7 protein-coding genes are annotated in these 12,104 nt (G+C 71.8%); all 7 read left to right on the forward strand.

Annotation, left to right across the window (positions count from 1 at the left end):
- Positions 1-19: 19 nt before the first annotated feature.
- The 7 genes from SHK19_RS07530 to smc all read left to right on the forward strand — a co-directional run bounded on the left by SHK19_RS07530 (position 20) and on the right by smc (position 12,099).
- Positions 20-3,697, forward strand: a complete 3,678-nt coding sequence (locus tag SHK19_RS07530) for a S8 family peptidase (RefSeq protein WP_322938283.1) — start codon at positions 20-22, stop codon at positions 3,695-3,697.
- A gap of 122 nt (positions 3,698-3,819) precedes the next feature.
- Entirely contained in the window at positions 3,820-4,803 is a 984-nt protein-coding gene (locus SHK19_RS07535; RefSeq protein ID WP_322938284.1) for a TrmB family transcriptional regulator, read from the forward strand.
- Between the two features lie 194 nt (positions 4,804-4,997).
- Complete coding sequence (locus tag SHK19_RS07540) at positions 4,998-5,198, forward strand: hypothetical protein (RefSeq protein ID WP_322457957.1); 201 nt, start codon at positions 4,998-5,000, stop codon at positions 5,196-5,198.
- Between the two features lie 75 nt (positions 5,199-5,273).
- Positions 5,274-6,551, forward strand: a complete 1,278-nt coding sequence (locus SHK19_RS07545; RefSeq protein ID WP_322457958.1) for an MFS transporter — start codon at positions 5,274-5,276, stop codon at positions 6,549-6,551.
- A gap of 59 nt (positions 6,552-6,610) precedes the next feature.
- Complete coding sequence (locus tag SHK19_RS07550) at positions 6,611-7,444, forward strand: Stf0 family sulfotransferase (protein WP_322457959.1); 834 nt, start codon at positions 6,611-6,613, stop codon at positions 7,442-7,444.
- Between the two features lie 53 nt (positions 7,445-7,497).
- On the forward strand, positions 7,498-8,313 hold the full coding sequence (locus tag SHK19_RS07555; protein ID WP_322457960.1) for a Stf0 family sulfotransferase: 816 nt from the start codon (positions 7,498-7,500) through the stop codon (positions 8,311-8,313).
- Between the two features lie 102 nt (positions 8,314-8,415).
- Positions 8,416-12,099, forward strand: coding sequence for a chromosome segregation protein SMC (gene smc, locus SHK19_RS07560; protein WP_322938285.1), 3,684 nt, complete (start codon positions 8,416-8,418; stop codon positions 12,097-12,099).
- Positions 12,100-12,104: the final 5 nt, after the last annotated feature.

Genomic DNA, 12,104 nt, shown 5'->3' on the forward strand with positions numbered 1-12,104 from the left:
AGCACGCGCTGCCACCGCCGTGGCAGCCATCGCGATCACGTCGGCCGTCCTGCAGATCCCGGCACAGGCCGACCCGACACAGGCCGCCCCCGACCCGGCCGACCCGACCCAGGACAGCCATCGCGCGCGTCCGGCGTCGTCGGTGAAGGTCACGCTCGTGACCGGCGACGTGGTCACCGTGAAGACGCTGGACGACGGCAGCCAGATCGCCGACGTCGACCGTCCCGACCAGGCGGTCGGCAGCTTCCGGATGCAGGAGCTGGGTGGCGATCTCTTCATCATTCCTGACGAGGCCGTCCCGCTCCTCGGTGCCGACCTGCTGGACCCGCGACTCTTCAACGTCACCGACCTCGTCGAGATGGGCTACGACGACGCGAGCGTGAGCAGGGTCCCGACGATCGTCACCTATGCCGACGGGCGTACCCGCGTCGCGCGGCCTGCCGCCCCGGCCGGCAGCACGATCGTGCGCCGTCTCCCCTCGATCGACGGTGCGGCGCTCGTCGCGAACAAGGCGCAGGCTCGCACGTTCTGGGAGTCGATCACCCCCGAGATGGACCTGACCGACCCCACGCCGACGCTGGACGCGGGCGTCGAGAAGGTCTGGCTCGACGGCCGGGTGACGGCGACCCTCGATGAAAGCGTGCCCCAGATCGGCGCGCCCGACGCCTGGGAGGCGGGCTACGACGGCGCCGGCGTCACGGTCGCTGTGCTCGACACCGGCGTCGACGTCAACCACCCCGACCTGACGGGCCAGATCGACGGCACCGCCAGCTTCGTCCCCGGCGAGCCGGTCACCGACATCCACGGGCACGGCACCCACGTCGCCGGCACGATCGCCGGCACGGGTGCCGCGTCGAACGGCGACCACAAGGGCGTCGCTCCGGGCGCGGACCTCATCGTCGGCAAGGTGCTCGGCGGAGCGGCCGGCGAGGGCCAGGACTCCTGGGTGCTGGCCGGCATGGAGTGGGCGGCCGAGTCGGGCGCCGACGTCGTGAGCATGAGCCTCGGCGACACGATGCCCTCCGACGGCACCGACCCGATGTCGCAGGCGGTCGACGCCCTGTCGGAGCAGTACGACGCGCTGTTCGTGGTGGCCTCAGGCAACGCCGGCCCGGAGTCGATCTCCACGCCGGCCGCGGCCGCTGCCGCGCTGACCGTCGGCGCCGTCGACAAGGAGGACCGGCTCGCCGGGTTCTCGAGCACCGGGCCCTTGTTTGGCTCCGGTGCGCTCAAGCCCGACATCGTCGCTCCCGGCGTCGACATCACCGCGCCGCGCTCGCAGGAGGCGCCCGGTGCGGGTTCCTACCAGACGATGAGCGGCACCTCGATGGCCACCCCGCACGTCTCGGGGGCTGCGGCGATCCTCGCCCAGCGGCACCCGAACTGGACGGGGCAGCAGCTCAAGCGCCACCTGATGAGCACCGCCACGGGGCTCGCCGACTACTCGCCCTACGAGGTCGGGACCGGCCGCGTCGACGTCGCCGATGCGATCCGCTCGACCGTGCGCGCCACCGGCTCCGTCCTGCTGGGCAACTTCGACTGGCCGCACGAGCCCAGCGACGGTGCCGTCACCAAGGACGTCGTCTTCAACAACTTCGGCGACGCGGACCTCACGCTCGACCTGGCGCTGTCGCAGGGCGGCGACGCCTTCACGCTCGACGCGCCCACCGTCACCGTCCCCGCGGGCGGGAGGGCGACGGTCGCCGTCACCGGCGATCCGACATCGGTCGGGTTCGGCCGGTACGCCGGCTACCTGGTCGGCACCGATGCCGGGACCGGTCAGGCGGTGACCCGGACCTCGCTCGGCATGATCAAGGAGGACGAGCGTTACGACCTGACGATCAAGCTCATCGACCGCGGCGGAGATCCCGCCGCCGGTTGGGTCGGGATCACCCAGTCCGGCGACCCCTGGCCGTGGTCGGCGTACGTCGACGGCGAGACCACCTTGCGGATGGCACCCAGCACCTACCTCGTCTCGACCTACCTCGACGTGCAGGGCGAGGCGCCCGACCGGTCGGGCATCGCCGCGCTCGTCGACCCCGAGACCGTCCTCGACCAGGACCGGGAGGTCGTCCTCGACGCCCGCGACGCGCGACTGCTGCAGACCGAGGCGCCCCAGCTGTCCGAGGACCGGCAGCGCAAGGTGGACTTCCAGCTCGTCGACGGCTCCGGCCTGGAGGTGCGCAGTGCCTACCCCGTTGCGCCGACCGCCGACGACGTGTACGTCTCACCGACCGAGCCGGTCACGGAGGGCTCGTTCATCCTGACCACCCGCTGGCGCAAGGGCGAGCCGCTGCTCGGGCTCACCACCGCCGGCGGCAAGGTGCGGTTCGAGACGATCGTGCAGCCTGGAAGCGCACTGACCACGTCGAGGCGCACCCTGCCAGCGGTGTACGCCGGGCACGGGGGAGCCGCCGACTACGCGGGCATCGACGCGCGCGGCAAGGTCGTCGTGGTCCACCGGAGCGACGAGGTCGGTCCCGAGGAGCGGGCTGCTGCTGCAGCGGTCGAGGGTGCCCGTGCCCTGATCGTCGTCCACGACGGCGTCGGCGGACTGATGGAGTACGTCGGTGCGTCGTCGATCCCGGTCGCGACGGTGCACCGGAAGGCGGGCTGGAACCTCGTCCGCCTCGCGAAGGCCGGCCGGTCCCTGACGCTGGACCAGGCCCCCTACACCGACTACATCTACGACCTCACACGCGACTACCCCGGCCAGGTGCCGGACCGTGAGCTGGTCTACGCGCCGACCCGGCGCCAGCTGGCCCGGATCGACGCCCGCTACTACGGCGTGAAGCAGGGCGAGGCCTCCGGCTACCGCGGCGACCTCACGCTGACCCCGACCCTGGGCAACCACGAGCGGGAGTGGCACCCGGGCACCCGGGTGGAGTGGGTCAGCCCGGAGCAGGTCTGGGTCGAGTCCCACGCCCAGAACATCGCTGGCGCGCTCCCGTGGGAGATGGTCTCCGGGACCAAGACCTTCGCCGCGGGCACGACCACGCGTCTCGACTGGTTCCGTCCTGCGATCCGGCCGGCGTTCGGCGATGCGTTCGCGGTGCGCCCGTCGCGGGCACAGGACTTCATGACCTGGAACGCCCAGTCGTGGAGCTCGTCGAGCGAGGTGCTCGACCTGGGCGGGTACCTGCCCTGGGGCGAGACGCCCACCCGCACCCGGGTGTTCCAGGGCGACACGCTGATCCACCACAACCAGCACAGCTCGGACATGCAGTGGAAGGAAGTTCCCGCAGGGAACCTCCCCTATCGCGTCGTCCATGATGCGGAACGTCCCGCGAGCGTGTTCCGACTGTCGACTCGCACGCACACCGAGTGGACGTTCATGTCGGACACGGTCGACTCGGACTACTTCGAGGACTTCTCGGTCCTGCAGCTCGACTACGAGCTCGGGACCAACCTGCGTGGCGACGTCAAGGCAGGAAAGAGGCACCAGATCGCCGTCCGGTCGGTGCGCTCGCACAGCGAGACGCCGTTGCCCAGCAAGGTCGTCGAGGTGACCCTCGACCTCTCGTACGACGACGGCGACACCTGGCGGAGGGTCACCCTGACCCGGGCCGGTGGCTGGTGGCGGGGGTGGTTCGAGGCGCCCACGAAGGCGGAGTTCGTGTCGGTGCGCGCGAGCGCCCGGACGGCTGGCGGCTACAGCATCAACCAGAAGATCATCCGGGCCTACGGTCTGCGATGAGACACCCCGTCGACCGGCCCCGGGAGGGCGATCTCCCGGGGCCCCCGCCGCCGTCTTTCCCGAAGCACCTTCCCTGGCGCATACTCACCGCGCCACCGCGGGTGAGAAGGAGAGAGGTGCCCATGCTCGAGTCGCTGGGCATCCCGCCCGATGTCGAGATCGTCTACCGCGCTCTCGTCGGGTCGTCCGACACCTCCCCGGCCGAGCTGGCGGAGTCGCTCGAGCTGCCGGTCCGCGAGGTCGAGGGCGCGCTTGCGACACTCGTCGACGCCGGGCTGGCTCTCCGGGCCGACGACGGCTCGTACGCCGGGGCGCCGCCGGCGGTGGCGCTCGGTGCGCTGATCAACGAGCACCGCCAGGGACTGCGCCTGGCCGAGCAGGCCCTGGCCACGCTCGCCGAGCAGCACCGGTCGGCGGTCGCCGGCCAGAGCATCAGCGACCTGATCGAGGTGGTGAGCGGCGTCGACGCGGTCCGGCACCGGTTCCAGCAGGTGCAGCAGGCGGCCGACCACGAGATGCGGATGTTCATCACCGCGCCGTTCGTTGCCGTGCGGCCCGGGGAGAACGCCGCCGAGCCGGCCGCGGTCGAGCGTGGCGTCCGCATCCGGGCGGTCGTGGAGAGGGCCGCCCTCAGTGAACCCGGGGCGATCGCGGAGGCAGTCGAGTCGCTGCGGCGCGGGCTCGAGCTGCGGGTGGTCGAGCAGCTCCCGATCAAGCTGGTGCTGGCCGACGCCGACCTCGCCCTGGTCCCGCTCGATGTTGCGTCCGGCGGCGAGCCGGGCGCCGTACTCATCCAGCGGAGCGGCCTGCTCGCTGCTCTCGAGGCGCTTTTCGAGACGGCCTGGTCGCGAGCGCATCCGCTCGCCCTGTCGAGCCTGGAGAGCGGGGAGGTGCCCGGACCGGACAGTGAGGTGGCCGGCCCGACCGCTGCGGACCGCCGGATCCTGGTCCTGATGCTGGCTGGCCTGACCGACCAAGCGGTCGCCAGCCAGCTGGATCTTTCGTTGCGCAGCGTGCAGCGCCGGCTGCGTTACCTCCAGGACCTCGCGGGAGTCCACAGCCGCATGCAGCTCGGCTGGTACGCCGCCCGGCACGACTGGGCGTGATCCGCGGGTCTCGATACACCCGGACGCGGACTCGCAAGCTCGCCCGCGCGGGCACTCGACCTCCTCACCCGACGCACCTGCTCGCAGGCTCGCAGTCGCTGGGCTCGGAGGTTTGACCACCGCGTCCGGAAGTGGGACTCTTGGAGACGGTCCGGGACCCGGGCCCACGCGTTTCCCCACCGGAAGGCTTTTACATGGCCAAGGCGCTGATCGGACACCTGAACAGCGACCTCCGCGACCCCCGCCTCGCAGTCGAGAACGCTCGACTGCGCAACCGGGTGGCCGAGCTGGAGTCCCTCGTCCTCCGTCTCAGCGAGGAGAACGACAAGCTGATGTCGGCACGGGCGGCCGATATCCTCACCGCCGACGCGGCACAGGAGATGCAGCCGGCCTGAGGCTGGAGCATCACCCCTTCCGCCTCCGGCGGAAATCGCTGGCGCCCTGACGCCGCCGCTGCGTAGCGTCCGTTCGTGAGCCGCATCATCGACGCCGTGGCACCGGCCCGGCTCGGATCGGGGTTCCGGTGGCTGATGGCGTCCAGCTGGACGTCGAACCTCGGCGACGGCATCGCTCTCGCGGCCGGCCCGCTCCTGGTCGCCTCGGAGACCCGGTCGCCGCTCCTGGTGTCGCTCGCCGTGGTGCTCCAGCAGCTGCCCTGGCTGCTGTTCGGCCTCTACGCGGGTGCGATCGCGGACCGCGTCGACCGACTCCGTCTCGTCGTGGTGGCGAACCTGCTCCGAGGGGTGGTGCTGGTCGCGCTCGGCGCCACGATCGTGACCGGCGTCGTCAACATCGGCGTGGTGCTCGGTGCGCTGTTCCTCGTCGGAACCGCCGAGGTGTTCGTCGACACCGCCGCCGGGACGCTGATGCCGATGCTCGTCGAGAAGCGCGACCTCGGCGTCGCCCACGCGCGACTGCAGACCGGGTTCATCACGCTCAACCAACTGGCCGGGGCGCCGATCGGAGCGGCCCTGTTCGCCCTGGGCCGGGCCTGGCCGTTCGGAGTCCAGGTCGTGGCAGTGGTGCTCTCCGCGGTCCTCGTCGTCCGCATCGCGCTGCCACCCGGACCGGTTCGCGACGCGAGCGACACCCACGTGCTCCGCGACATCGCCGAGGGCGTGCGATGGCTGCTCGATCACCCGCCGGTCCGCACGCTGGCGCTCGTGATCGTGACCTTCAACGTCACCTGGGCCGCCGCCTGGTCGGTCCTCGTCCTGTACTCACTCGAGGTGCTCGACATGGGTCCGGTCGGCTACGGACTGCTGACCACCATGGCAGCCGTCGGCGGGCTGGTGTCGACGCCCTGGTTCGGCTGGCTGGAGCGACGGGTCCCGTTGGCCACCCTCATGCGCACCTGTCTCCTGCTCGAGGTGCTGATGCACCTGGCCCTCGCGCTCACCCGCGAGGCCTGGATCGCCATGGTGATCCTGTTCGGCTTCGGCATGTACGCGTTCATCTGGGGCGCGCTGTCGGCGGCAGTGCGGCAACGCTCCGTCCCGACCGAGTTCCAGGGTCGGGTCGGGTCGGTCTACGGCGTCGGCGTGTACGGCGGCATCGTGGTCGGCGCCGGGCTGGGCGGGTTGATCGCTGAGTACGCAGGGATCGTGGCGCCGTACTGGTTTGCCTTCGTGGGCTCGGGCATCACGCTCGCGCTGGTGTGGCGTCAGCTTGCCCACGTCGCCCACGCCGACGAGGAGATCCGCAGGTCCGAGGAGGAATCGGCCCCGGGCCAGGGGCCCGGCCGATAGGCTGCCAGCCGGTCTGTCGCGGCCGCTCCGCCGCGAGCGAGCGAGGAGAAGCTGTGTCGATGTCTGAACGCCCACCGGAAGCGGGCTTCGAGCACCTCCACTCCCTCACCCTGGTCCTGTCCTCCGCACGCTCCGGATCCACGCTGCTGTGCCACGACATCGCGAGCCTGGGCGGGCTCGGGATGGCGAAGGAGTACCTGCGCGGCCTCCGGACGGAGCCGCGGACGACGACGGCCACCGAGGCCGACGTGCTGGAACGGGTGGCGATGGGCGTGAGGGAGGACGCCCCGGGCGTGGCCTCGGTCAAGCTGTTGGTGCCGCAGACGCCGGTCGTCTTCGAGGCGCTCAGCGGTCGGCGCATCCCCTCGGTCGAGGCCCTCCCCGGCGTCATCGACTGGACACAGAAACGCTTCGAGCGCGTGTTCATGGTGTTCCTCGTGCGCAACGCCATCGACCAGGCGATCTCCCGCGTCGTCGCGGACGCGACCGGTGTCTTCCATTCGTCCAACAGCGCCTTCGGCGACCTCGCGTCCGCCCCGCTCCGGATCCCGGACATCAACCAGCGGATCCTCGACAACCTCGGCCGCGTCGTCCGCGACCGCAACATCCTGCTCGCGGTGCACGCGCAGTTCGCCGAGCTCGGTCTGCTGCTGACCTACGACGAGCTGAACCGTCAGCCCGACGCGATCGCGAGGAAGCTGGCGGCGCACGCGCGGAAGGCGGGCTTCGAGGTCCAGCGGGAGACGTCGACGCGCAAGCTGGAGAAGGTCATCAGCGCGGAGCGGTCCACCGAGATCCGCGAAGCCTTCCTCGACTACCTCAAGAACGAGACCGGGGTGGTCCCGGGTGACCTGGACGCGGCCCGACCCCGCGTGGCCGCCTCCGACGAATAGGCCGGGCGACGGTCCGGCACTTGCCCGCGGGGCGCGCCGGTAGGTTGACGCGCGTGAATCCCGACGTCCCGCAGTCGCTGACGCTCGTGTTGTCCTCGGCACGCTCCGGGTCGACGCTGCTGTGCCGCGACATCGCCAGCCTCGGTGGGCTCGGGTTCCCGCGGGAGTACATGAAGGGTTTCGGCGCCGTGGCCAAGCGAGGAGAGGTGAGCGAGACCGACGTGCTCGACCGCGCCGCGCGCGGGTCGCGGAAGGACGCGCCCACGGTGGCGGCGATCAAGCTGATGGTGCCCCAGGCGGCGCCGACGTACCGGGCGATCAGCGGCCGGCGGCTGCGGCCCGGAGCGGCGATGTCCCAGGTCGTCACCTGGGCACGGCACCGCTTCGAGCGGGTGCTGCTCGTATTTCTCGTGCGGAACGCCCTCGACCAGGCGATCTCCAACGTCGTCGCGCGAGAGACCGGGGTCTTCCACTCCACCGATCCGAGGTTCGCCGGCGGCCCGGCGGAGCTGGGTCTCGAGGACGACGACCTCAACCGACGGATCCTGCACCAGCTGGGCCCCGTCGTACGAAACCAGCAGATCCTCAGTGCAGTGCACGCGCAGCACGCCGACCTCGGACTGATGATGACCTACGAGCAACTGACCCGGGACACCGAGGAGACCACCCGGGCGCTCGTGGCCCATGCCCGCGCCCAGGGTTTCGACGTCCGACGTGACGTCGTCACCCGCAAGCTGACGAAGATCATCAGCGACGACCGGTCCGCAACGATCAGGGAATCCTTCCTCGACTTCCTCAGGCGCGAGCCCGGCATCTGGCCTTCCGCCCACGCCGCCGAGTTCCCCTGGTCTGCTGCCGCCGGCCGGTAGGGTTGGGCGTGCCGAGCTTCCCCCGCGACGGCGCGCCCCGGTCCACCTGAGAGGATCGGCGCCGTTCGCGTCACCGTGACGAGTCCGACCGAGGGAGCCCGTGTGTACCTGAAGAGCCTGACCCTCAAGGGGTTCAAGTCCTTCGCATCGGCGACCACGCTTCAGCTCGAGCCCGGCATCACCTGCATCGTCGGTCCCAACGGCTCCGGCAAGTCCAACGTCGTCGACGCCCTCGCCTGGGTCATGGGCGAGCAGGGGGTCAAGAGCCTCCGCGGCGGCAAGATGGAGGACGTCATCTTCGCCGGTACGGCGGGCCGCCCGCCCCTCGGCCGCGCCGAGGTGATGCTGACCATCGACAACTCCGACGGTGCGCTGCCGATCGACTACTCCGAGGTCACCATCAGCCGGACCATGTTCCGGTCGGGTGGCTCCGACTACGCGATCAACGGCACGCCCTGCCGGCTGCTCGACGTCCAGGAGCTGCTGAGCGACTCCGGCATCGGCCGTGAGATGCACGTCATCGTGGGGCAGGGCCAGCTCGACACGATCCTGCACGCGACTCCCGAGGACCGGCGCGGGTTCATCGAGGAGGCCGCCGGCGTCCTCAAGCACCGCAAGCGCAAGGAGAAGGCGCTCCGCAAGCTCGACTCCACCGACGGCAACCTGACCCGGCTCAACGACCTGCTCAGCGAGATCCGGCGCCAGCTCAAGCCGCTCGGCCGCCAGGCCGAGGTCGCCCGCCGCGCCGCCACCGTGCAGGCCGACGTACGCGACGCCAAGGCCAGGATCCTCGCCGACGACCTGGTCGCGGCACAGACCGCCCTCGAGCAGGAGCTGGCCGACGAGAGTGTCCTCGTCGCCCGCCGCGAAAAGGTCGAGCAGGCGCTGGCCGCGTGCCAGGAGCGCGAGGCCGCGCTCGAGGCGGCGCTGCGGGAGAACCTCCCCGCCCTGTCCGCTGCCCAGGAGACGCTGTCGTCCCTGGGGGCCCTGCGGGAGCGGCTCCGCGGCACGCAGAGCCTGGCGGCCGAACGGGTCCGCAACGCAGCCGGCGTCCACGACGCCGACGCGGAGCAGGCAGGGAGCGCCAAGGACCCGGCGGAGCTCGAGGCCGAGGCCGACCGGCTGGCCGAGCAGGAGGCCGAGATCCTGGCCCGGGTCGCCGAGCAGCAGGCTGCGCTCGAGGCGGCCGTGGCCGCCCGCAAGGCCGCCGAGGAGGCCGCCGCCCACGAGGAGCGCCGAGTCGCCGGACTGCTGCGCGCCGCGGCCGACCGACGCGAGGGTCTCGCGCGGCTCCACGGCCAGGTCAACGCGCTGCGCACGCGGGCGACCGCGGCCGAGGAGGAGAAGGGCCGGCTCGAGACCGCCCGGGCGGATGCGGTCGCCCGCGCCGAGCGCGCCCACCACGACTTCACCGCCCTCGAGACCAAGGTCGCCGGTCTCGATGCCGGCGAGGAGGGTCTCGACGCCGAGCACGAGGCCGCCGTCGCCGCCCTCGCGGACGTCGACGACCGGCTCGCCAAGACCCGCGAGGAGGCTCAGCAGGCCGATCGTGACCGCTCGGCGCTCGGTGCCCGCAAGGAGGCCCTCGAGCTGGGTCTGGCCCGCAAGGACGGCGCCGGCGCGCTCCTCGCGGCCTCCGACTCGCTCTCCGGCCTGCTCGGATCCGTCGCGGCGCTGGTCAATGTGCGCACCGGCTACGAGGCGGCCGTGGCCAGCGCGCTCGGCGCCGCTGCCGACGCGGTCGCCGTCACCGACGCGGACGCCGCCGTCGAGGCGATCAGCCACCTCAAGACCGACGACCTCGGTCGCGCCGGCCTCCTGCTCGGAGGGGGAGCGACCGATCGCAGCGGGTGGCCCGACCTGCCCGGCGGCGCGTCGTACGCCGCCGACGCGGTCGACTGCCCGGCCGAGGTGCGCCCCGCGCTCACCCGCCTGCTCCACAAGACCGTCGTGGTCGACGACCTCGCGGCCGCCCGGACCCTGGTGGCCGACTATCCCGACGTGGTCGCGGTGACCCGCGACGGCGACCTGCTCGGCGCCCACTTCGCGGCCGGCGGCTCCAACGCCCAGCAGAGCCTGATCGAGATCCAGGCCGCGGTCGACGAGGCGACCAGCGCACTGGCCGAGGCCGTCGCCGCGAGCGAACGGCTCGGGTTCGACCTGGTCCGGCTCGAGGGGGAGCGCGACGAGGCCAAGCGGCGCGCCGATGTCGCGCTGGCCAAGCTGCACGAGTCCGATGCGACCCTGGCGGCCGTCGCCGAGGAGCTGGGCCAGTACGGCTCGCTCGCCCGCTCGGCGCGGGCCGAGGCGGAGCGGCTGGCCGACGCCATCGCGCAGGCGGAGACCGCGCGGGCCCACGCTGCGGCGGGCATCGCCGAGCTCGAGGAGCGACTGGCATCCGCGGAGGAGACCGGCGAGGACGAGCCGGACACCGCGGAGCAGGAGCGGCTGGCGCAGGCCACCAGAGCCGCCCGGCAGACGGAGATGGAGGCGCGGCTCGCGCTGCGCACCTCCGAGGAGCGCGGGCGTGCGCTGCACGGGCGGGTCGACCAGATCCGCAGGGCAGCCGAGGCGGAGCGCCAGGCGCGGGCGCGCGCCGCGGAGCGGCGCGAGCGGCTGCTGCGGGAGGGCCGCGCCGGCCGGGCGGTCGCGACCGCCGTCTCCTACGTGCTCGGCCGGCTCGAGGTGTCCATCGACCGGGCGATCCGGGCGCGGCACGAAGTCGAGGAGTCGCGGCGCGGGCGCGAGCAGGAGCTGATGACGGTCCGCGGCCGGCTTCGTGAGCTCGACCGCGAGCACGACGAGCTGGTCAACTCGGTCCACCGCGACGAGATGGCCCACGCCCAGCAGCGGATGCGGATCGAGCAGATCGAGGCCAAGGCGATCGACGAGCTGGGCATCGGGGCCGAGGCCCTCGTCGCCGAGTACGGCCCCGACCAGCCGGTGTCGGTGTGGGGTGAGGAGAGGTCGGCGTCGCCGGCGTCCGCCTCAGCGGGTCTCGATACGCCCTCGCCTAGCGGCTCGGGCTACTCGACCACCGAAGCGGATACCGGTGATCGAGTAGCGGGGAGCGCTAGCGAGCTGCGTATCGAGATCACGGAAGCCGAGCCGCCGACGGTGCCCTACGTGCGCGACGAGCAGGTGAAGCGGCTCCGGTCGGCCGAGCGGGCGCTCACGATGCTGGGCAAGGTCAACCCGCTCGCGCTCGAGGAGTTCACGGCGATGGAGGAGCGGCACAAGTTCCTCACCGAACAGCTCGAGGACCTCAAGGCGACCCGCAAGGACCTGCTCGACATCGTCAAGGACGTCGACGCCCGCGTCGAGCAGGTCTTCACCGAGGCCTACGCAGACGTCAGCGCGGCGTTCGACCAGACCTTCTCCCGCCTGTTCCCCGGCGGCGAGGGCCGCCTGGTGCTCACCGACCCGTCGAACATGCTCACCACGGGCATCGAGGTCGAGGCCCGGCCGCCGGGCAAGAAGATCAAGCGGCTCTCGCTGCTGTCCGGCGGTGAGCGATCTCTGGTCGCGGTAGCGTTCCTGGTCGCGCTGTTCAAGGCGCGCCCGTCTCCGTTCTACATCCTCGACGAGGTCGAGGCCGCGCTCGACGACGTCAATCTCGGACGGCTGCTCGACATCTACGAGGAGCTGCGGGAGAACTCCCAGCTGATCGTGATCACCCACCAGAAGCGCACGATGGAGGTCGGCGACGCGCTCTACGGCGTCACCATGCGCGGCGACGGCGTCTCGACCGTGATCAGCCAGCGGCTGCGCCAGGAAAGCGCGTAGGCGGT

It is taken from the genome of Nocardioides bizhenqiangii, assembly GCF_034661235.1.
In the GTDB taxonomy this organism is placed as follows: Bacteria; Actinomycetota; Actinomycetes; order Propionibacteriales; family Nocardioidaceae; genus Nocardioides; species Nocardioides bizhenqiangii.

Bases quoted from the DNA above. Each gene is read 5' to 3' on its own strand.
- SHK19_RS07535 (WP_322938284.1), top strand. From the start codon at position 3,820: ATGCTCGAGTCGCTGGGCATCCCGCCCGATGTCGAGATCGTCTACCGC.
- SHK19_RS07540 (WP_322457957.1), top strand. From the start codon at position 4,998: ATGGCCAAGGCGCTGATCGGACACCTGAACAGCGACCTCCGCGACCCC.
- SHK19_RS07550 (WP_322457959.1), top strand. From the start codon at position 6,611: ATGTCTGAACGCCCACCGGAAGCGGGCTTCGAGCACCTCCACTCCCTC.